This window comes from Rhizorhabdus sp. GW822-FHT03C02 (genome assembly GCF_058801765.1).
The window spans coordinates 13,413-35,880 of the sequence record NZ_JBXANN010000012.1 but is presented as its reverse complement, the minus strand read 5'-3'; the positions used below and the strand labels follow the sequence as shown (position 1 = coordinate 35,880).

The 22,468-nt window shown below is 67.7% G+C and carries 9 protein-coding genes; 4 read left to right on the top strand and 5 right to left on the bottom strand.

What is annotated here, in order from left to right; genetic code table 11:
• Positions 1-45 precede the first annotated feature (45 nt).
• Both AC1RM6_RS23740 and AC1RM6_RS23735 read left to right on the top strand, forming a co-directional pair.
• Positions 46-1,254: a GAF domain-containing sensor histidine kinase gene (locus AC1RM6_RS23740; RefSeq protein ID WP_493105826.1), complete on the top strand. Its 1,209-nt coding sequence runs from the start codon at positions 46-48 to the stop codon at positions 1,252-1,254.
• A gap of 108 nt (positions 1,255-1,362) precedes the next feature.
• Entirely contained in the window at positions 1,363-1,536 is a 174-nt protein-coding gene (locus AC1RM6_RS23735) for a Thivi_2564 family membrane protein (RefSeq protein WP_493105824.1), read from the top strand.
• A 6-nt stretch (positions 1,537-1,542) separates the two neighbouring features.
• On the opposite strand, the gene AC1RM6_RS23730 is transcribed toward AC1RM6_RS23735, so the two are convergent.
• Entirely contained in the window at positions 1,543-2,919 is a 1,377-nt protein-coding gene (locus AC1RM6_RS23730; protein WP_493105823.1) for a UdgX family uracil-DNA binding protein, read from the bottom strand.
• A 5-nt stretch (positions 2,920-2,924) separates the two neighbouring features.
• Positions 2,925-4,163: a putative DNA modification/repair radical SAM protein gene (locus tag AC1RM6_RS23725; RefSeq protein WP_493105821.1), complete on the bottom strand. Its 1,239-nt coding sequence runs from the start codon at positions 4,161-4,163 to the stop codon at positions 2,925-2,927.
• A gap of 79 nt (positions 4,164-4,242) precedes the next feature.
• Between AC1RM6_RS23725 and AC1RM6_RS23720 the strand changes: the two genes are divergently transcribed.
• Positions 4,243-4,863 carry a class I SAM-dependent methyltransferase gene (locus tag AC1RM6_RS23720; RefSeq protein WP_493105819.1) on the top strand — a complete coding sequence of 207 codons (621 nt, stop codon included), beginning with the start codon at positions 4,243-4,245 and terminating at the stop codon, positions 4,861-4,863.
• A 96-nt stretch (positions 4,864-4,959) separates the two neighbouring features.
• Complete coding sequence (gene lepB, locus AC1RM6_RS23715; protein WP_493105817.1) at positions 4,960-5,895, top strand: signal peptidase I; 936 nt, start codon at positions 4,960-4,962, stop codon at positions 5,893-5,895.
• Positions 5,896-5,924: 29 nt separating this feature from the next.
• Here the strand turns inward: lepB and AC1RM6_RS23710 are convergent, their stop codons facing one another.
• Genes AC1RM6_RS23710 through AC1RM6_RS23700 form a run of 3 tightly spaced genes read right to left on the bottom strand, consistent with a single transcriptional unit; the run spans position 5,925 to position 22,380 of the window.
• Positions 5,925-9,062 carry a CHAT domain-containing protein gene (locus tag AC1RM6_RS23710; RefSeq protein ID WP_493105816.1) on the bottom strand — a complete coding sequence of 1,046 codons (3,138 nt, stop codon included), beginning with the start codon at positions 9,060-9,062 and terminating at the stop codon, positions 5,925-5,927.
• A complete protein-coding gene (locus AC1RM6_RS23705; protein ID WP_493105815.1) occupies positions 9,059-20,629 on the bottom strand; it encodes a beta strand repeat-containing protein in 11,571 nt (3,856 codons plus the stop codon). The genes AC1RM6_RS23710 and AC1RM6_RS23705 overlap by 4 nt, the downstream gene beginning before the upstream one ends.
• Positions 20,629-22,380, bottom strand: coding sequence for a ShlB/FhaC/HecB family hemolysin secretion/activation protein (locus AC1RM6_RS23700; protein ID WP_493105813.1), 1,752 nt, complete (start codon positions 22,378-22,380; stop codon positions 20,629-20,631). Before AC1RM6_RS23700 ends, AC1RM6_RS23705 begins: the two co-directional genes overlap by 1 nt.
• Between the last annotated feature and the right edge of the window lie 88 nt (positions 22,381-22,468).

The window sequence follows — 22,468 nt, the reverse complement described above, 5'->3', positions numbered from 1 at the left end:
CAACCCGCGATTTCGTGATAAGGCTTCGCGCATGATGGTGCGCGCATGAAGGCCGAGGGGGAATATCAAGGCGCGGCGATGGCCGATCCCGACTCGCGCGATGTCGAGACCATCGCCGGCCTCACCGCCGTGCCGACGATCCTCAGCGCGGTCTGCCGGGTCACCGGCATGGGCTTCGCTGCGGTCGCGCGGGTCACCGACACACGCTGGATCGCCTGCGCGGTGCGCGACGAGATCGACTTCGGGCTCAAACCCGGCGGCGAGCTCGATCTCGCCACCACGATCTGCGACGAGATTCGCGGCCACCATGCCCCGGTGGTGATCGACCATGTCGCCGAAGACCCCGTCTTCCGCGATCATCACACCCCGGCGATGTACGGTTTCCAGAGCTATATCTCGGTGCCGATCCTGCGCGCCAACGGCGAATTTTTCGGCACGCTGTGCGCAATCGATCCCAATCCGCGCGACCTGCGTTCGTCGGCCGCGCTCGACACCTTCACCTTGTTCGCGCAGCTGATCTCCACCCAGCTCGAGGCCGACGAGCGCGCGCAGGAACGCGACGCCCGGCTGCTCGACGCCGAGACCACCGCCGAGTTGCGCGACCAGTTCATCGCCGTGCTCGGCCATGATCTGCGCAATCCGATCGCCGCGGTCGAAGGCGGGCTGCGGCTGCTCGAGCGCACCCCGCTCAACGACCGGGCGCAGATGGTGCTGGGGATGATGCGCACCAGCACCGCGCGGATGTCGCGGCTGATCGACGACGTGCTCGACTTCGCGCGCGGCCGCCTCGGCGGCGGCCTGCCGATCGATCCGCAGGTGCACGCGACCCTCGGCGACATGCTGCATGGCGTGGTCGACGAGATTCGCGTCGCCCATCCCGCGCGCCAGATCGAGGCCGACATCGCGCTCGACACGACCGTGGTCTGCGATCCCGCGCGGATCGCCCAGCTTTGTTCGAACCTGCTCGCCAACGCGGTCAGCCATGGCGACCCCGCCGCCCCGATCCGCGTGTCGGCCAGCCACCGCGACGGCCATTTCCGGATCGACGTCGTCAACCAGGGCGAACCCATTCCCGAGGACAAACGCGCCCGGCTGTTCCGGCCGTTCACCCGCGGCGAACAGGGCAATCCACGCGATGGCCTCGGCCTGGGTCTCTACATCGCCTCGGAGATCGCCAAGGCCCATGGCGGCCGGATCGACGTCGATTCGAGCATCGCCGAAACCCGCTTCGTCCTGATGATTCCGTCCGGCTGATCCGCCACCGCAGTCGGGCGACCGCTCCGCAGGCGGAACAAAAGCCGCGTCATCCGGGTTCGGACAGGCACAGATTGAAACCTGCGCCCCCCAACCAGGAGAACCGGCGTGCTCATCCATATCATCATCGTCCTGATCGTCGTCGGCGTGCTCCTGTGGCTCGTCAACAATTACATCCCGATGGACGGCAAGATCAAAAGCATCCTCAACGCGGTCGTCGTGATCGTCGTGATCCTGTGGCTGCTCCAGGCGTTCGGACTGCTCAGCGGCCTCGGCGTCTGATTTGACCTATAGCTCGGCGGCCCTTTTGAGGTCGTCGACGAACCGGGCATATTCCTCCTCCTTGCGGCTCGGATCGGGCATGCGGAGGAGGAAGCTCGGGTGGATCGTCGCCAGGCCCTTCGTCCCGTCGGGCAGGATCAGGTCGCGATCGCGCTGCGAGGTCAGCGTTAGCGATTTTCCCATCTGCGAATGGATCGCGGTGGTTCCCAGCATCACCAGCCGCGCGGGCCTGATCAGCTTGCGCTCCTGATCGACCCACCAGCGGCAGGCGCTGATCTCGCCGGCATTGGGCCTCGCGTGGATCCGCCTCTTGCCACGCTGCTCATATTTGAAATGCTTGACCGCGTTGGTGACATAGGCGCGCGACCGCGCGATACCGGCATCGGCGAGCGCCTGGTCGAACACCTGCCCCGCGGGACCGACGAACGGCTTGCCCGCCAGATCCTCCTGATCGCCCGGCTGTTCGCCGACGAACATCAGATCGGCATCGAGCGGCCCTTCGCCGAACACCGTCCGGGTCGCGCAGCGATGGAGGTCGCAGCGCGTGCAGCCCTTGGCCTCTTCGCGCAGCCCCTCCCACGCCGTCTTCGCATTGCCGCCGGCCATGCTGCGCTCCACCATCTTCGCCTCGCGCGCCTGCGCGCCCGCGATCAGCGACGGGATCAACGCGGTTTCGGGCATATTGGCCCAATAACGGCGCGGCATTTCCTTCACCATCATCCCGACCTTGAGCCGGGCCGGGTTGAAGATCGCGGCATAATAGCCCTTCCACAGATCCTCGACCGGGTCGCCCGCGGGCGCATCCGAGCGGTGCGCCCCCGGGCTTTCGGCGAGCGTTGCGCCGTCCCAATGGATCGACAGGTCGGGGGACAGAATCGACCAGCGCATATGGGTGAAGCGCCGCATGAAGAACCCGGCATTGGCGCGCACGATATGATGTTCGGGTTCGAACCAGGCGACGAAGCGGACGGCTTGGTCTTCTTCGATCTCGCGGAAGCGGACGAAGGCCCGCATCTTGTGGATGTCGCGGCCGACCTCCTTCGCCAGCAGCGCGAGCCTCCGGTTCAGCGGATCGGCCTCGTCCTCGATCGCCCGCGGCTGGTCGCGCAGCCGCACCAGCATCGCATAGAGTAGGGCGAAGCGCTCGCGATCGCGGTGCAGGATCACCTTGTCGGCCAGCCCGAGAAAGGCACGCGGCACGTCGAATGCCGCGCCGGCGGGCGGTATCGGCAGATCGTCCCCGCCGCCGCCGAACAGATCGGTGCCGTCGCCGCCGTCCCAGCCGATATCGGCCGGCGCCACCCCCATCAGCGCGAGCCGCCGGGCGGCGGTCCGCCAGCCCTCGACATCGTCGGGCCGTTCGAGCTGGACGCGATATCCCATGGCGATCAGGCCGCGAACAGCTCCATCTGGGTCATCACCCGCCGCTTGAGATCGACCCGGTCGATCAGCCCGGTCGGGCGCCAGTCGGCGGCGACGATGAACGGGCGCAGCTTGGCGATCGAGACGCTGAGCCGGCCGAGATCGGCCAGCCGCAGCCGCCGCCAGCGCCGCGACGCGAGGATCGCATCGACGCCCTTCACCCCCAGCCCCGGCACCCGCAGCAGCATCTCGCGCGGCGCGCGGTTGACGTCGACCGGAAAGCTGTCGCGGAATCGCAGCGCCCAGGCGAGCTTGGGGTCGATGTCGAGCGGCATCATCCCGTCATCGTCGGCCGCCGCCGCGACCTCGGCCGGGGCATAGCCATAGAAGCGCATCAGCCAGTCCGACTGGTAGAGCCGGTGCTCGCGCATCAGCGGTGGCCGGTTCAGCGGCAGCACCGACGACGCATCGGGGATCGGGCTGAACGCCGAATAATAGACCCGGCGCATCCCGAACCGGTCGTAGAGCCGGCTCGCGGTGGTGACGATGTCGCGGTCGTTGGCGCTGTCGGCGCCGACGATCATCTGGGTCGACTGGCCCGCCGGCGCGAAATTGGGCGCCGAGCGATAGCGCTTCTTGGCATCATGCCCGGCCTCGATCGCCGATTTCATCCCGCCCATCGCCGCGCGGATGCCCATCGCCGATTTTTCGGGCGCCAGCCGCGCCAGGCCCGGATCGGTCGGCAGCTCGACATTGATCGACAGCCGGTCGGCATGCCGCCCCGCCGCCTCGATCAGTTGGGGATCGGCATCGGGTATCGTCTTGAGATGGATATAGCCGCGAAACTGGTGATCCTCGCGCAGCGACCGCGCGACCTCGACCATCTGCTCCATCGTATAATTGGACGAGCGGATGATCCCCGACGAGAGGAACAGTCCCTCGATATAATTGCGGCGGTAGAAAGCGAGGGTCAGGTCGACGACCTCCTTCGCGGTGAAGCGCGCGCGGCGGACGTTCGAGCTCTTGCGGTTGATGCAATAATGGCAGTCGAAGATACAGCTGTTGGTCAGCAATATCTTGAGCAGCGAGATGCAGCGCCCGTCGGGCGCATAGGCATGGCAGATGCCCATGCCTTCGGTCGATCCGATCCCGCCGGCCTTGCCCGCCGAATCGCGCTTCGACGTGCCCGACGACGCGCAGGACGCATCATATTTGGCGGCGTCGGCGAGGATCTCGAGCTTCTGACGTGTATCGAGTTGGGCCATATGTTCTTATTATGTTCCATCGACTTCGCTGTCCAGCCTTGGCCTTGGCTGCGATCGCCGTTCGTGCCAGCCTGTCCCGATGCAGGACGACGCCGACCGGATCATCGAACATTATGAGCGCCACGCGGCGACCTGGACGCGGGCGCGCGGTGAACATCTTATCGAGGGCGTTTGGCTCGATCGCTTCGCGGCGCTGCTGCCGCCCGGTGCCGACATTCTCGATCTGGGCTGCGGTCCGGGCGTGCCGATCGCGCGCGATCTGGCCGGACGCGGCCACGCGCTCACCGGGGTCGACTCGGCGCCGGCGATGGTCGCGATGTTCGCGGCCAATCTGCCCGGCGCGACCACGCTCGTCGCCGACATGCGGACGCTGGCGCTGCGCCGACGCTTCGATGGGCTGCTCGCATGGGACAGTTTCTTCCATCTGCGCGTCGACGACCAGCGCGCGATGTTTCCGATCTTCCGCGACCATCTGCGCGACGGCGGCGCGCTGATGTTCACCAGCGGTCCGAAACATGGCGTGGCGATAGGCCGTTTCGAAGGCGACCCGCTCTACCATGCCAGCCTCGACCCGGCCGAATATCGCATGCTGCTCGCCGATCACGGCTTCGCCGTCGTCGATTCGGTGTTCGACGATCCCGCCTGCGGCGGGCACAGCGTGTGGCTGGCCCGCAAGCTTGGGCGGCATTCGGCGCGTTGAAAGCGCCCGACGCGGCGCTTGCTCCATAACGGGCCGACCCGGCGTTGAAAGCCGCGTCTCGCTCCGCCACGATGCCCGCAGTTGATGGGGGATCATATGGAGCAAGAACGCTCTTTCGGCGCACGAATCGGTATTTCCTTGCTCAATCTGCTGACGCCGGGATTGGGCCTGCTTCGGTTGGGAAAAGCGCGCGCCGCGACCAGCTATGTTGCGGCCCCTATCTTTTTCATCATGGCGTTGACGGCGCTTGCCGCGGCAGGAGCCCGGCCGAATTTCCCGGTCGCGGCCGTGATCGCCGCCATCGCCATTGCCGGCACCGCCATTCTTTATATCGGTGCCATCGCCCATAGCTGGCGTGCGAGCCGGGATTCGGTCGCCGGCATCGCCTGGTGGTCGCGCTGGTACGGCCTTGTCCTGGTCGCGATCACATCGTGGCTGCTGGCTCAGGCGAGTGTCACGATGCTGCACGCCTTCTACAAGCCATTTTACGTTCCCGCGGCAAGCATGGCGCCGACGCTTCTGCCGAACGACAAAATTCTCGCCGACATGCGCGCAACGACGCCCCCTCGCATGGGCGATATCGTCCTGATCGCGTTTCGCGATCAGCTGCGGGTCGCACGCGTGATTGCGGTCGGGGGCCAGCGCATTGCCGTTCGCGATGGCGTACCGGTGATCGACGGCCGCCCGGCACGGCAACGCTTCGTCGGAACCCTGGACGATCCCGGTCTCTTCCTGCCGGACAGCGGCATCGCGAGGAAAAGTCACGAGACGCTCCCCGGTGAAGCAGCGAAACCTCACGACGTTCTCGATCTCATGCCGACCGAACTCGATGAGATGGCCGAGGCGATCGTGCCCGAAGGCCATATCTTCGTGATGGGGGACAATCGCGACCAGGCGGCCGACAGCCGGGTCGATGCCACCCGCAACGGTGTCGGGATGGTCCCGTCGAACGACATCCGCGGCAGGCCGCTGTTCATCTATTGGAGCCGCGACCGATCGCGGATCGGCGCAATCCTGAACGATAGTCACTGACCACCCGCCTGCGGCGGGTGGTCGGACATTTATTGCTGGGCGACGTTCGTCGGAGTCGGCGCGGTCGCGACCGTCTGCGGCTTCTCCGCGCCCGCCGGGATCAGCGGACGTTCGCCGTCGCCGACGATCGCGAATGCCGACCAGTAATAAGGATGCGAGGTGTCGGGGTCGTCCATCAGCCCGTTCTGCGCCTTGCGCATCGCCGTCGCCATCGGGGTTCCCGGCGGCGCGGTGAACAGCCCGGTGATCAGCCGCTTGGTCGCGTTATAATCGTCGGGCACCGGCCAGTGGCTGGCGATCACGGTGCGGGCGCCGGCGCCGACAAAGGCCCGGACCAGACCGTCGAGCGCGAAATTGCCGCCGGTGGTGATGCCCGCCTCGCGCGTCGCCGAGACCGTCGCCATGCCGGCGGTGTCGCACGCCGACAGCACGACGACGTCGGCGTCGAGCTTGAGGTCGAAGATCTCCTTGAACGACAGCAGCCCGTCCGAGGTGCCGCCGCCGAACGAGGTCAGCAGCGCCGGACGCGCCGGGCATTCGGGCCGGGGCGCGGTCACCAGACCATGGGTCGCGAAATGGATGATCCGATATTGCGACAGGTCGGGCAGCCCCTCGATCGTCGTGTCGGAAAACTGGTCGTCGACGATCAGCTTCGACTGGTCCTTCCCGATGATCCCGCTCGCCAGATAGAGTTCGGCGGCGCTGATCGGGTGGTTCCAGTTGCCGACCGGCCAGGCGCAGTCGTCGGACAGCGCCGGCGGCGGCACGAAGAAGGGATTGGCGCTCGGCCGGGCATTTTCGCCGAGCCCGATATAGCCGAGCTTCGCCTTCGATGGCGCGGTCCCGCGGCCGTCGGCGAACGAACGCGGCGACACCACCGTCGAGACGTCGCGGTCGCGGCCCAGCCAGGGCACCCCGCGGAAGTCGAAATCGTCCCCGCCCTTCTTCACCCGCGCGACATAGGCGTCGACCGGGCCCTGTTCGGTCGGCAGCAGATTGGCGGGCAGCTGCAGCAGCGGGCCGTCGGGCTCGTAGATGAAGTTGGTGACCGACTTCATCTGCGCGTCGACCGGGCCGAGCAAAGCGACATAGAGCTTGCGCGCGAGCACGAGGTCGAACGGATAGGTCGCGACCTGGCCGTTCTCGATCTTCACGACCGAGTCACGGATCTTGGCGACCATGTCCTCGAGCTGCTTGGTGGTGACCCCGATCCGATAGGCGCGCGCGCCATCGGGGGTGACGAACATCGCATAGCCGTCCTGGCCGACCAGCGTGACCTTGAAATAGCCGTCGCCGGGCTTGAGCACCTTCTGCAGTTCGCTGACGTCCATCGTCGCCGGCGCGAGCACCCGGTAGCGCGGGAACTGGGCGAGCTGCGACTGGAGCGCGGTCTGGTCGCGTTCGAAGCGCGCCAGCCGCTTGCGCGCGGCCTCGAGCGCATCCTTCTCGTCGGGATTGGGCTGCGAGGTCATCCGCGCGATGTCGCCGGTGGAGCGGGCGATCTCGCGGGTCAGCGTCACCGACTGGCGGAACAGCGTCGCCGCCTGGTCGTCGCCGCCCGACAGCTCGCGCGCGAGCAGCGCCTGGGTCTGGGCGATGCCCGGCCGCAGCATCACCTGGCTCGCCGCGAACATGCCGGCGACCGCGGTCGGATCGCTGTCGGCCTTGTCGGCGAGCACCCGGAAATAAGGGCGCAGCAGGTTGCGCACCGATGCCATCGATCCGGGGATCTGCTCGGCGCTCTTGACCACGTCGGCGAACATCTGCCGCGAGCGGTCGGCCTGGCCGTGCCGCGCGAGGAAGCCCGCGAAGCGCGCGCGCGCCGCCAGCAGCGCCGCGGTCTGCGGGTTGTTGATCTCGGTGGTCTGGAGCGCATCGGCATAGAGCCGCTCGGCCTCTGGGATATTGCCCTCGGTCTCGGCGAGCAGCCCGAGCTCGGACTGGATGCTCGAGCGCAGCCACGCGGTCGAATTGAGCTTGCCCTCGCGGACCGCGCCCATCGCCTTGACCGCGTCGGCGAAGCTCGCGCGCGCCTGCGGATATTTCTTGTCGATCCGGAACGCGACGCCGCGCAGCTGGAGCGCCTGGGCGTCGAGGATCTGCGCGCGCTCGAACGGCTGGAGCTGGCCGTCGATCGCACCGCCGAGCTGCGCCATCGCCTTGTTGTCGCGGTTGATCTGGTCGGCGACCGCCGGCGAGATCGAACCCTTGGTCAGCGCCGCATCGGCGACCGCCGTGCCCTGGACCTGCGCGACCGGCTTGGCCAGTTCGTCGAGCGCGGCCTGGACCTTGCCCTGGTTGAGCTGGTGGATCGCGTGGAAGTTGCGCAGCAGCCGGCCGACGATCGGATCGGCGAGCGCCGACGGGGTCGAGGCCCGCGCGAACAGCGTGTCGGCCGCCTGGAAATTGCGCTGGTTCGATTCCTGAAGCGCTTGGTTGGCGAGATATTCGGAGGTCCGCGCATCGGCGCGCGCGCCGCTCGCGTCGCGCTCGACCAGCGCCTCGAAGAACTCGGCCGCTTCGGCATAGGAACCGTCATTGTTGCGCGAATAGGCCTCCGCCAGCGCGCTTTCCGAATCGAGCGCGCCCGCCTGGACCCGCGCGAACGCCGCCGGATCGCCGGCCGAGGTGGTCGCGACCTGGACCTCGCCCTTGACCGGCTGGTCGGCCATGATCGTCCGCAGGCCGAGCTGGAGCGCGCTGTCGTAACCGCCCAGGCCCTCGGCGGCATAGACGATGTTGCCGCGCTCGACCGTATAGCTCTTATAGGCGAGCTGGTTGGTCTGGTCGGTGCAGGTCATCGTCTTGGCGTCGCCGATGCCCTCGACCTTCACCGCGACCGGCGCATCGCATTTCAGGTCGCTGCTGCGCTTGGCGGCGATCCGGGCATAGACATCGTCCTTGCCCTTGCGCAGCGCATGCAGCGTGCCGACCGACGAGGCCGCGTCGCGACAGACGATCGAATAGCCGCGGTCGAACATGTCGACGAGCAGCGGCGTCACCGCCTTGCTCTGCGCGGTGCACAGCACCCCGGCATTGCCGATCCTGAAGCTGTTGCGCAGCGACAGCGATGGTGCGGCTTCGACCGCCGGCACCGACATCATCGCCGAGACGGCGACCAGGCCGATCGCCCCGATCGCGAGGCCGAGATCACGAACGCGGATCATGGGTTCATCTCCGTCGGGCCGTTCGGGCCATCGCTTGGGGTGCCGGCATCTCCGCTCAGGCCATCTTCGCCGCCCCACAGGCTGCTGTTGCCGCTAGAGGTCACCGGAGTATCGATCGTCGGGGCGCCCCCGCCGATGCTGCTGGTGTCGATCAGGACGTTGACCTTGACGCTGCTCGACGCTGCCGCGGCCGCGTCATCGCCACCATCATCGCCGCCGTCATCCCCGTCATCGGATCCGCCGCCCGCGCCGCTGCCGCCGGCGGGTCCGCCGCCGTCAGAGCCCGGACCGACCGCACTCGTCCCGCTGCCACTGATCGCCGACTGGATGCTCGCCGCGATCTGGACGACCTGGTTCTGCGCGACCGTCTCGATCGGCGCCGCGCCGCAGGTGATGCTGCCGAAAGCACAGCCATTCACGCCCGAGCCGGTGGTGATCCGCGGCGTGACCGCGCTATCGACCACGACCGCATTGAACGTCGCGGACTGGCTGACCGGCGTACCGGTCGCATTGACCGCGTTGCCGAACAGCACCACGTCGATCGGGGTCGTGCCGTTGCCGAGCGCCGCGATGTTGACGCCCCCGGTTCCGACCGTGAGCCCGGCCGGTGCCGTGCTGGTGCCGCTGTTCGCCACCAGCAGCGTATTGCCGGTCGCGAAGTTCAGCCGCCCGGCCTGGACGAAGCCCGCATTGTTCACCGCATCGCCGGTTTCGCCCGCCGCCAGTGCCGCGTCGCGGCCCACGAAGCGTGGATCGGCGGCGAGCTGGCTGAGCAGGCTCGATTTGCCGACCGCGATATTGGTCGCCGAGATCGACACCACGCCATTGACGATATTGTCGCTCCCCAGCGACCGCAGCCGGCCGCTGTCGGTCGCGACTTCGAAGCGCGAGCCCGCGGCGAACGCCGCGCTGTTGGCCGCCGCCATGTTGGTGAAGTCGACATTGCCGGCAACCCGGACCACCCCCGGGCTGGTCAGCCTGAACCCGCCATTCGCCCCATTCAGCTGGGTCGCCGCGTTGAGCGTGAACGCCTGCACGGTCGCATCGCCCGCGGTACCGACCGAGATCTGGGTGGCGCGCAGCCGTCCGATCTCCGCCGCATCGAGCAGATAGCCCGCGGTCTGCGCAGTCCCGCCCAGCGTGGTCTGGCCGGCGCTGCTGGTGAGGGTCAGCGCGGTGGTCGACGCGCCGCCGAGGCTGCCCGCCTGGCCGATCGTGATATCGGCCGAGGTGACGCTGATCGTCGGCGCGGTGACCGCCCCGGCGAACGAAGCGCCGCCGCTGCTGGTGACCGCCACATTGCCTGCGTCGATCGACGATCCCGCGGTGAAACTGCCCGCGTTCACCGCGAAGGCGCCGCTGGTCGTCACCGCCCCGACGAAGTTCGCCGTACCGGGACCAGTGTTCGGCCCACCGATACTGGTGACCGTCACGCTGCCCGCGCCGAGCGACGATCCCGCGGTGAAACTCGCCGCGTTCACCCCGAAGGCGCCGCTGGCCGTCACCGGCCCGGTGAAATTCGCCGTCCCGCTGCTCGTGACCGACACGCTACCCGCGCCGAGCGACGATCCTGCGGTGAAACTCGCCGCGTTCACCCCGAAGGCGCCGGTGGTGGTCACCGCCCCGGTGAAATTCGCTGCGCCGGTGCTCGCGACCGTCACGCTGCCCGCACCGACCGACGATCCAGCCGTGAAACTCGCCGCGGTGATCCCGAATGCGCCGGCGGTCGTTACCGCCCCGCCGAAATTCGCCGCGCCGCTGCTCGTGACCGACACGCTGCCCGCGCCGAGCGACGATCCCGCGGTGAAACTCGCCGCATTCACCCCGAAGGCGCCGCTGGTCGTGACGGCGCCAACGAAGTTCGCCGCACCGTTGCTGGTGACCGCGACCGAACTCGCATTGATCGGAGCGGCGGCGCCGAACGACGTCCCGCTGACGGTGATGGCGCCGGCGTTCACCGCCCCGCCGAGATTGACCGCGCCGGTGCTGGTGACGTTGAGCGATCCTGCGTCGACCGCGGCCGCGTTGAACGCCCCGCCGGTGAAGCTGAGGGCGCCCGTGGTGGTGAGCTTGCCGCCGAAGGTCGCCGCCCCGGTGGTGGCCATGGTCAATGTCGTCGCGCTGATCGGCGCGGCGGCATTGAGCGACGTTCCCGCAAGACTGACACCGCCGCCGTTGACGGCACCGCCGAGAGCGATCGCGCCGGCGCTGTTGACGCGCAGCGTCGCGGCCGAGATCGTCGACAGCGCGCTGAACGCATTGCCCGCGACGTCGAAACGACCGCTGCTGACCGGTCCCGTGAACTGGATCGCGCCCCCGGTCCGAACCGGCGTCAGCGCGAGCAGATCGGCGAACATGGTGCCGTCGCGAAGCTGGCCGTACATGCTGGCGTTGCCGACATAGAGCGCGCCGGCGCTGCCGGTGCTCGCAGCGCCCACCGAAACCGCATTGGCGGCGAGCAGGGCGACATTGCCGCCGGTCGCGATATTGCCGGTCGTGATGTTGCCGGTACGCGACAGCAGGCCGATATCGGCGGTCGAGGTGACCCCGCCGAGCAGGACATTGCCGCCGGCTTCGATGCCGATGCCGAGCTCGGCGCCGGTCGAAAGCCCCGACTGCAGGCTCGCGGCGGTCAGCGTCGACCCCGCTTCGAGCGTGATCGATCCGTTCGATCCGACCGCGCCGACATTGATCGCCGCCCCCGAACTCAGATCGACGAAGCCGGTGGCATTGACCGCACCCGCGAACAGATCGCCGACCGCATCGATCGTGACCCCGAACGGTACACCCGTCGCGGTACCGCCGCTGTTGAGATCCGACACCGCGACCGCGCCGACCGTGACCTTGCCGCCGCCCGCGATGTTCACCGCCTCGGCCTTGAGATCGCCCGTGACGATATCGGCATTGACGCCGGCCGGCGCACCGGTCGTCGTGATGTTGATCGTGGCTTTGCCGGTGGTCGGGGCGACGACCATGCCGTTGCGCACCGTGAACAGGAATTGTCCGGCGACGCCGTCGTTGCTCATGCTGATCAGCGGGCTGGTGCCGCCGTTGATGAAGCTGCCCGCGACGCGCGATCCCGCCACCTCGAAATAGCTGCCCGCGGCGCCGGTGCCGGCGTTGAAGCCGACCGCCGGCGAATTGCCGCCGAGGCCGGCGACCCCGCCATTCGCCTCACCGGTCTCCCAGCCGACATTCGCATAATTGAGATAGATGTCGAAATTGCCGGTGCCGGTGTCGACCCGATCGGTGAGCACGATCTGGAACGTGTTCGTCTTGTCGACCCTGCTGCTATAATAGCCGACGCCGTTCCATGTCGCGCCGAAGGCGTTCCGGCCGGCATAGGTGCCGGTGCCGTAGCTCACCCGGCCCGAGGCCGAATTGCTCGTATCGACGTCGGCGAAGAAGGCGGCGATGATCGGCGGACCGACATAATCGGCGCCGAGACCGGTCGGGGTGTAGGACGCGCTGCCTTGGCCGAAGGTCACATAGCCGTTATTGCTGACATAGGTGCTGCTGTAGGTCGTACCGAAATAATTGGCCGCGAAGCCGAGCGCGGTCTCCGGCGCGAAGCAATCGTCGCAGGTCTGGACGAAATTGCTGTCGAAGCCCGAAACCACCCCGCCGCTGACCCCACCGGTCCCGTTGGCGCCAGTGTTGCCGTTGCCGTTGCCGTTGACGACACCGGTCGTCGAATCGGCGACCAGCGGCCCGGTGCCCGCGGTCAGGTTGCCGGCCGTCACCGCGCCGAGCGCGGTCAGATCGATCGATCCCGCCGCACGGACATTCCCCGTTCCCAGCGTGCCGTTGGCGAACAGGCTCACCGCGCCGCCGCTGCTCTCGACATTGCCGACGCGCACCGCGCCGCCATTGCCGCTCGCCGAGATCCGGGTGACCGCGTTCAGATCGCCGGTGGTGATGGTTCCCGCAGCGGTGAGCGTGATGCCCCGGCCCGCGGTGACATTGCCCGCGGTGACATTGCCCGCAGACGACACCAGCTGGACCGCGCCGCCGGCCTGGACGGTGCCGGCGACGATATCGGCTGCCGACAGCAGCGAGAGCGCGCCGGTCGCCGTCAGGCTGTTGGGCAGTTGCAGCGCGGTGGCGCTGTCGATGCGGATCGCCCCGGCATTGACCGCCGATCCGAGCGCCACGCTGTTGCCCGCGAGATTGAGCGTACCGGTCGAGATCGGACCGCTCAGATTGATCGCGCCGCCGACCCGCACCGGGGTCTGGCCGAACAGGTCGGCCGTGGTCGAATCGCCGCTGAGCGTCGCGAACATGCTCGCATTCGCGACATAGACGGTGCCGGCCGCACCGGTGGTCAGCGCGCCCGCCGTGACATTGTTCGATGCGAGGAGGGCCAGGCTGTCGGTGGTCGTGATGCTGCCGGCGACGATGTTGCCATTCTGCGCGACGATGCCGATGCCGCCGCCTGCCTGGATGCTTCCCGGCGCCTGGCTGCTGCCGATGGTCACATTGCTGCCGACCAGCGCGACACTGAGCTCGTCGCCCGCCGCCCCCGCGGTGACGCCCGCGACCGACAGGGCGCCGCTGCTGTTGAGGCTGACGCTGCCGGCGGAATTGATCAGGCCTGTGGTGATCGGGCCGCTCCCGACCAGTTCCGCCCGCGCCTGGACATTGATCGCGCCGCTGGTGATCGCGCCGAGCGCCGCCGCCTTGATCTGGTTCGCGGTCACGGTGCCGTTGATCGTCAGCGTGCCGCCGATCGCGACCGGATCGAGCGGCAGGTAGGCGGCCGGATCGAGGCTGCCGCCCTCCCCCGCATACATCGTCGAATTGGCGATATAGACGCCGCCGTTGGGATCGCCCGCCGACAGCGCGCCCGTCGCGACATTGGTGCGCCCGAGCAGGACGATGTCCGAAAGCGAGGTGATCCCGCCGGTGGCGATGCTGCCGCCATTGGCGAGGATGCCGACATTGCCCCGACCATAGATGCTGCCGGTCGTCACATTGCCCTGGGCGTTGATACCGACGACGAAACCGCGCTGCGCCAGCTGCGACGGCGTCGCCCCCGCGCTGAGCGCGCCCAGCGTCGCATTGCCGCTGGTGGTGATGCCGATCGAATCGCCGGCCGTGATCGTGCCGGTCGTCACATTGCCGACCGCGCTCAGATTCGCGCTGAGCCCCGTGCTGATATTGCGGGCGGTGATCGTCCCGCTCGTCGGCGTGACCATGCCGGTGGAGGTGTTGATGAGGCCGCCGAGCTGGGCGACGCCACCCGACACGATATCGCGCACGCTGATCGAGACCGGCGACAGCAGCGCCACCCCGCCCATCGGCGCCGAGACGTCGCCGGCGATCGCCACCGAGCCGTTTACGCTGCGCACCACCACCGAATTGGTCGAGGTGACGCCGCTGACCGCCGACAGGCCGACATTGCCGACCGAAATCAGGCTGCCGTTCAGCCCGATCCCCGCACCGCTGTCGATGCGTGCGGTCGCGCTGTTGATCGTCGATCCCGCGGTGACGCCGTTGGCGGCGGCGATATCGAAGCGGCCGGTCGAAACCGTCCCGCCGAGATTGATGGTCCCGCCGACCCTGAGCGGCGTCATCGCGATCAGATTGGCGAACACCGGATTGCCGCTGGTCGGATAGACGCTGCTGTTGCCGATCGCGAAGGTGCCCGCGGTGCCGGTGGCGACCGCCCCGGTCGCGACATTGGTCGCGGCCAATATACCGACGTCGCCGGTGGTCGTGATAGCGGCGGCGGAGACGCTACCGGTCTTCGACAGCAGCCCGACATCGCCCGATGCGGTGATCGTGCCGACCGTGAGATTGCCCGACGCCTTGAGCGCCACGCTCGTATCGAAACCGGACGATTCGGTTCCACCCGCCGCGCTTGCCACGGTCAGCGTCGAACCCGATTCGAGATCGATCGAACCGCTCGAAATCAACGCGCCGGTGTTGATCGATCCGCCCGACAGCTTGACGAACTGGCCGACATTGATCGCGCCGGTGTTGATCGCCCCCAGCGCCGCGGCCTTGAACAGGCTGGCGTTGACGGCGCCGTTGACGGTCAGCGTGCCGCCGATCGCGACGGGATCGAGCGCGAGATAGGTCGCGGGATTCAGGCTGCTGCCGTTCTGGCCATACATGCTGGCATTGGCGATATAGACGCCGCCCGATGTCGACCCCGACGACAGCGCGCCGGTCGTCACATTATTGGCCGCCAGCAGGACGACGTCCGCCGTCGTCGACCCGATGCTGCCCTGGGCGTTGATGCTGCCGGCCCGCGACAGCAGGCCGACATTGCCCCGTGCCGAGGTGTTTCCGCCCACCGTCAGACCGCTTTGGGCGTCGATCGTGACGACATAGGCGTCGGTCGGCGACTGGACCGGCGTGGCGCCGGCGCTGAGCGCTCCCAGATTGGCGGTACCGCCGGTGAAGATCTTGATGCCGTCATTGGCGGTGATCGCGCCGGTGGTGACATTGCCCGTGGCGCTCAGATAGGTGCTACGCCCGCTGACGACCGGTCCGCCGACCGTGATCGTGCCCGCGGTGGGCGTGATCGAACTCTGGCCGAGCACGCTGCCCGCGGCAATCACGCCACTGGTCGCAGTGAGCGCACCGGTGGCGATGTTGCCGTTCGAGATCAGGTTGATCGAATTGGCGACCTGAACATTGCCTACCGAGAGCCCGGTCAGGCCGCGTAGCATCGCGCCATTGCCGGCGATGGCCCCCTGGACGTTGAGCACGGCCCCGGTGCTGGCGAGTTGTACCCCGCCGCTGGTGGCGGTCACACCGCCGGTTGTCACGTTGCCGGGTGCCGTCACCGTGATCGCAGTGCCGCCGAGCGCGCCGGTCGAAACGCCGCCGCTGGTGGAGGTGATGCCGAGCGCCCCGGTTGCAGTAACCGCCTGCGCGACGATCGCTCCCGTCGCGCCGATCTGGACGGCCTGTCCGCCGATCGCTCCCGTCGCGGTAAACGTGCCGCCGCTCGTGGCGGTGACATTACCCGTGGACTGGAGGATTCCCGCCTGGAGATTACCGCCCGAGGTGAGCTGAATTGCGGTACCGGAAACATTGCCGGCCGTCAGCGCGCCACTGGAGCTGGCGACCACCACATTGCCATTGGCGGTCGCGCCACCGATGGTGACGCTGTTCGGCGCCTGGATGACCAGCGGCGCCGCCGCCAACTGCTGGAAAGCGGTGCCGGTGGTGATCGAATCGGCGACGGTCAGCGCGAGACTGTTGGCGCGGAAGGTTCCGGTGCTCTGGATCCCGGTGAGCGGGGTCGCGCCGTTCTGATCGACATAAGTCACGATCGAGCCGGCATCGATCGTCGCGGTACCGCCGACCGCGATCAGGCTGCCGGCATCGGCGGTGATTCCCATCGCACCCGGCGTCCGCAGCGAGACATTGCCGTTGATGGTGATCGTGCTGCCGCCCAGCGCGGTTATTTCGCTCGGCGTCTGTGCGACATCGGTAAGAACGCCGTTGGCGTCGAAGCGCGGCACCGTGCCGAAGGAGCCGGCATTGGTCAGCGTCAGATTGCCCAGCGTCATCGTGCTGCCGCCGAGCGCCTGCACATCGAAGCGACCGTTGGTGGCCGCGCCCGTGGTCGCGCCGCTGCCGCCGATTCCGTCGATATTGCCGACGACACCGCCGCTCGAGGTCAGCGTGCCCGCGATCGTCGTGGTGAAACGGGTGGTCGAGGCGACCGTTGCGTTGCCGCCGAAACCCGCGCCGCCGGCGCCAAGCGTCGTGCCGTCACCGCCGGCGCCGCCGAAACCCGACGCCGCGAACTGGATCGCATTGGCGGTAACCGTGGTCCCGCGCGCGAGGATGTTGACGAAGCCGCCGACACCGCGGCCGCCGGCGCCGCCGACGCCATTATAGGCGCTTTCGCCATCATAACCGCCATTGCCGCCACTGCCGCCATAGCCGAGCGCATAGGCCCGATAGGTCCCGAACGTCGCCGATCCCGACGTCGCGGTCGTCAACACGCTGGAGAAAACGCCACCCTGGACGTTGCCGCCGAAGCCTTGACCGCCGACGCCACCGACATAGCCGGTGCCCGTGTCCGAATCATAGCCGCCGTCGCCACCGAAGCCGCCGAAGCCGCCGGCATCGAGCGTCGCGTCGGCGACGCTGAGCCGCCCGCCGCCCGCACTGCCGCCTGCGAACACATTGCCGCCGATGCCGTCGCCGCCCGCCCCGCCAGCGGCGGTGTCGTAATTATAGCCGCCATTGCCGCCCAAACCGACAGCCTCGGCGCGCAGCCCCCCGAGCGTCACCGTGCTGATCGCATTGGGCGCCGACGTCACCGTCAGCGCCTCGACATCGGCCTCGCCGCCAGTGCCCTTGCCGCCGATCCCGCCGCTGCCATAATCGGCCTCGCCGCCCGTGCCGTTGGCCGAGACGAACGCGCCGATGCCGAAGCTGCTCGACCCGCCGTCGGTGACGGTGATCGTGCCGCCCGCCTGCGCGAGTATGCCGGCGAAACCGCCGGTGCCGGCGCCGCCATTGACACCGCCACCACCCTGGCCCTGCGCATGGAGGACGAGATAGTTGGAAAAGTTCGCCGTACCGGCATTCGCGAACACCTCGACATCGCCGCCGATGCCGTCGCCGCCGGTCGAGTTGTTCGACGGGCCGATCGCCACCGCGCCGAAGCCTCCCGACCCGGCGCCGCCTTCACCATTGGCGTACAGCACGGCGCCGCCGGTCACATTGAGCGTGCCGCCCGGATTGGGTTGCAGATAGGCTTGGCCGCCCATCCCATTGCCGCCGAGGGTACCGCGACCGCCGAAGCCGTTTACGCTGAGGTCGAGCGTGTTGATGGAAACTGTGCCGTTCCCGCCGATGAAGGCAAAGCCGCCCGTCCCGAGCGCACCGGCGGTAGTAGCGGATGCCGCTCCGCCATATCCGTTGGCGCTAACGACGGTGGCACCGCCAACCGAAGCCGCCGCGCCGGCCGAAGTGTTGATGTTGAAGTTGCCGCCGGTGCCCGTGCCCGGAGTGATGCTGGTCAGATTGTCGTTGCCCGTCCCGCCGAAGCCGTCGAGATAGGCGCTCAGGTCGCTCGACAGTTGAATCGTGCCGGCATTGGCGTTGATTGCGAAATTGCCGCCCTTGGCGATTCCGCCGCCGACGCTGGCCGCTTCCAAGGGCGGATTGTCGACATAGCCATTGGCCGCGGCAGTTACCGCGCCGCTGATCGTCGTCGTGCCGGCACCACTGCGGAAGATGCCGGTCTGCCCGCCATTGGCGTTGCCGACCACGTCATCGGTGAAGGCAGAACCCGAGGCGGCATCGGCCGTCAGGTCGACCGTGCCATTGATGGTCAGCGTGCCGCCGGCTGCATTGATGGTCGCGCCGCCGCCGACGGCAAGCGTCGGTGCGCCGCCGCCGATTGCGGCACCGCCCCGCGCGCCGTTGCCTCCGAAGCCGCTGGCATCGGCACTGACCGCGCCGAGCGTCATCGTGCCGCCGGCGTTGAAGACAATCGAAGTGCCACCCTTGCCCAGTCCGCCGGTTCCGGTATCGCTCGAACCGCCGAAGCCGCGGGTCGCCAGCGTGGTGACACCATTGTTGATGACACTCTGTCCGACATTGCCGGTGCCGCCAGTACCCAGGCTGGCGGTACCGCCGGTGCCCGCGCCACCATTGGCACCGTTGGCGCCCGCGCCGCCGATGCCGATCGCCTCGACGTTGAGGCCGTTGAAAGTCGCCGACGAATTGGCGGCGGCGCTGATATAGACGAGTCCGCCCTGGCCCGAACCGCCCGTCGTTCCGACACTCGAGTCGGCACCGACGCCCCAGCTATAGATGTTCGACGCCCCCGTGACCGACAGCGAGCCACCATTGGCATAGACGTCGACGCGACCACCGGTGGCGTTGACATCGGTCGCGCCCGAGCTCGCCGGCCCCGCGCCGGCATCGATCCGCAGGCTGCCGAGGCTCACCGTCGAGTTGGTGCTCGCCCCCAGGAACACCTGCCCGCCCTGCAGCGTCTTGACGCCGCCGCCGACGTCAGCGGGCGCAAGTGCGCGCGAATCGATGTCGAGCATGCCGCCGATCGTCAGCTGGGCAGCCGGCGCATTGGCCTGCGCCGAAATATTGCTGGCGTTGACCGTCACATTGCCGCCGGTCGCGCTGACGCCGAACCCGGACACGCCCTGGCCGATCACCTGCGATGTGAGGATCGCATCGCCGCCGATCTGTACCGAACCGCTGCTGGTGGCGAGGAGCGAGACGTTGGCCCCCGTCAGCGGGCCGTCGGTCGGCCCGAAACTCTTGGCGGTGCTGAGGATGGCATCGCCGGCGATCGACAGGACCGACCCGGCCCCATCGGCCGCGACCTGGACACCGGTGCCGCCATGGACATGCAGGCTGCTGGCGAAGCGGAGCGTCTGCCCCTGGAAGGCGTTGACGCTGGCGAAGCCGCGCGCCGCGGCGAACGTGTTGGCATTGAACCTGCCGCCGCTGATCTGGAGCGACGCCGAGCCGGTGCCGGAGGTATAGTCGATGCCGCCGTTCACGACATTGTGGCCCGCCGACAGGACGATGGAATCGCCCTGGAGTTCGGCCGAGCTGGCGACGTCGAAACCGAGGCTGGTGTTTCCGGTCAACAACAAAGTGACCGCCGAATTCTTCGGCATCGTCACCAGATAGATGCTGTGCCCGGCCGAAACCCCCGAACCGAACAACGTCGTGCCGCTATGCTGAAGCGCAAATCCGTTATTGGCGTCGGAGCCGGTGGTGATGTTGATATCGAACAGATTGCCGTTGATGGTGATGTCGGCCTGCTCGGCCGCGACATAAGCGGCGGCGCCGTCGGTGGTGACCGTGCCCTGCTGGCTGATCGCCGGGGCGACGATCGCGACATAGGAGCCGGTATTCTGGGCGGCGATCTGCGCCTGCTGGAGGACGGTGACCGCACCGGTCGTCGCCAGGCCGCTGGTGTTGGTGAAGGTGGCGTGGTTGCCCGAGAAATTGGTCGGATCGAGCGTCGACAGGACCAGGCCGCCGACATTGATCTGCGCGGTGTTGCCGATCAGGATGCCGCCCGGCGAATAAATCCAGACATTGCCGCCAATATTGGACTGGCTCGTGCTGGTGAAGCTGTTGATCGCGCCGTTGAGCTCGATCGCGCGGCTTTCGGTGCTGGGCAGGATCCGGTTGATCACCGTGAAATTGCTGACACCGTCGCCTTCGAAGCTGACCGTCTTGCCGGCCGGCAGAAAATTGATGTTGCCGGTCGTGCCGGTATCGTTGGGCGCCCAGTTTAGGATCGCCGTGCTCGAACCGATATAGATATGATCGGTGTTGCCGTTGGGGTCGGCATAGCCCGACGCCGACGTGCTGAACTGGCCGCTCGTCATCACGCCCTGGAAGGCCTGGCCCTGGTAGGAACCGGGAATGACGACCGCGCCATTATAGGTGCCGACCGTGTTCGACAGCGTGAAATTGCCCGAGAAGGCGTTGCTCACCGGCATTGCCAGCGCGACGCCGAGCGCCATCAGCGAGGTGCTCGTCCGCGACGTGAACATCGGCTTGCGCCGGGGCTGATCACCGATCGGCTGGTTATCGATACGCATTACCGGGCACCCCAGGGCCAAAGTTTGGTGGACAAGGAAATCAGGAAGCGTGGATCGTGGCGGTGGGTCTGAGCCCCCGCGGCGCGCATCGGCACGGCGACGGTCGCGTCGAGCCGAAAACGGCTGTTGAGCGCGGCATGGAAGCCGCCGCCGAGCGAGACGATCCCGTCCTCGTCGGTTCGCACGCCCGGCGGACCCTTGATCCACGTGAGCGCGGCATCGGCGAACACGAACGGCTGGACCTGGAAATTATAGCGCGGCAGCGGCGAGAAATAATTCCAGCGGAATTCGAACGAGCTGCCCAGACCGTCGTCACCGATCGTCGTGCCCGGATCATAGCCGCGGCCGACCGAATAATTGCCGGTCGAGAATTGCTCGAAGCTCAGCAGCCTGTCGAACGCATATTGCGCACGCGGCAGCACCGCGAAGCGCACGCCGCGGCCCATGTCGATTTCGGCCTGACCCTGGAAGCGGATCAGCGAGGCGGTCGGATCGGCGAGCGGGCGGCTGGTCGCGACCGAACCGGTCGAACCGCCCTTGCTCGCCCCGAAGATATCGAACCCATGGCGGAATTCGAGCGAGCCCGACGCGCGCCAGCGCTGCACGCGCTGTTCGGAGACGTCGTTCGCCTCGAAATCGGCGCGCAGGAAGCCAACCCGCAGATGGTCGCGGGTCAGGTCGAGGCCGGCGAATTTCACCGACTGGTTGAGATAGTCGAGGCCGCCGGTCAGCGAGAGGCTGAACTTCTGGCTGCGCACCACCGGGTAGCTGAGGCTGCCGGTGGCGAACAGGGTGCGCGCCTTGAGATCGGGCAGGCCGGGGCCGATGTCGGGCTTGGTCCAGGCATAAGTGAGGTTACCGCCGATCGTCAGCCCCTCATGGCCCAGCTTCATGTCGTAGCCGAGCTGGGCGATCTGCTGCTCCTTGAAGTCGGCGGTGCTCGACAGCGATCCGGTCAGCCGGTCGCCATTGCCGATCAGCCCGTAGACCTGCCCGCGGACCAGGCCCGACCAGCGGCCGGTGCCGTGCGAGGCGAAATTCTGGATATTGGCATCGACGTCGAGCGGGGTGCGCACGACGCTGACCTCGCCGACCAGTTCGCCCGGCACGGTGTCGGCGGGCTTGAGCGACAGCCGCACGTCCATGCCCGGCACGTCGCGCGCGAGCAGCAGATAGCGTTCGGCCTCGAACCGGTTGAAGACCTGGCCGTTGTTGAGCTTCGACAGATAGCCGGCGAGAATCTTCTCCGAATTGCCGGCATCGCCGCGCACCCGGATCGCGACGATCTTGGCGAACAGCACCTCGAACTTGACGACGCCATTCTCGATCTTCTGGGTCGGGACCTGGACCGCGGCGAGATAGCCCTTGTCGCGCAGGATCGTCGCCGCCGCGTCGCGGATCGTGCAGATCGTGCTGATCGGCCGCGCCTGGCCGAGGAAGGCGGCATAGGCCGGGCGCAGTTCGTCGGGGGTGACCCCCTGGAGATTGTTGAATTCGGCGGCGGTGATCGTGACCTTGATATCGGCATAGGCCGGGTCGTCGAGCGCGCACGGCGCCCGCTCGATGCCGCCGTCGACGGTCAGCCTTGCCGCCTTCGGCGCCTGCTGCGGCTGCACCCGGGTGACCTCTTCGCGGGTCGGCGCCAATTGCTGGGCAGTCGGAACGGCTTGGGCCGTGGCGATGGTGGGGGAGAGCAAAGTAGCGAGGGCTACTGCCTGGACGCCTGCGATCGGTACGATACGATTACGCACAATTCCCCCCGAAACATATATTTGCGACCGCCCCGTCGCATCGTGGGTCTTAGTTAATAACTATCGCCCTGTCATCCTGCCTGGCCAT

Coding starts and splice junctions, on each gene's coding strand:
- AC1RM6_RS23720 (WP_493105819.1), top strand. CDS start 4,243: ATGCAGGACGACGCCGACCGGATCATCGAACATTATGAGCGCCACGCG.
- AC1RM6_RS23725 (WP_493105821.1), bottom strand. CDS start 4,163: ATGGCCCAACTCGATACACGTCAGAAGCTCGAGATCCTCGCCGACGCC.
- AC1RM6_RS23705 (WP_493105815.1), bottom strand. CDS start 20,629: ATGCGTATCGATAACCAGCCGATCGGTGATCAGCCCCGGCGCAAGCCG.
- lepB (WP_493105817.1), top strand. CDS start 4,960: ATGGAGCAAGAACGCTCTTTCGGCGCACGAATCGGTATTTCCTTGCTC.
- AC1RM6_RS23710 (WP_493105816.1), bottom strand. CDS start 9,062: ATGATCCGCGTTCGTGATCTCGGCCTCGCGATCGGGGCGATCGGCCTG.
- AC1RM6_RS23730 (WP_493105823.1), bottom strand. CDS start 2,919: ATGGGATATCGCGTCCAGCTCGAACGGCCCGACGATGTCGAGGGCTGG.
- AC1RM6_RS23740 (WP_493105826.1), top strand. CDS start 46: ATGAAGGCCGAGGGGGAATATCAAGGCGCGGCGATGGCCGATCCCGAC.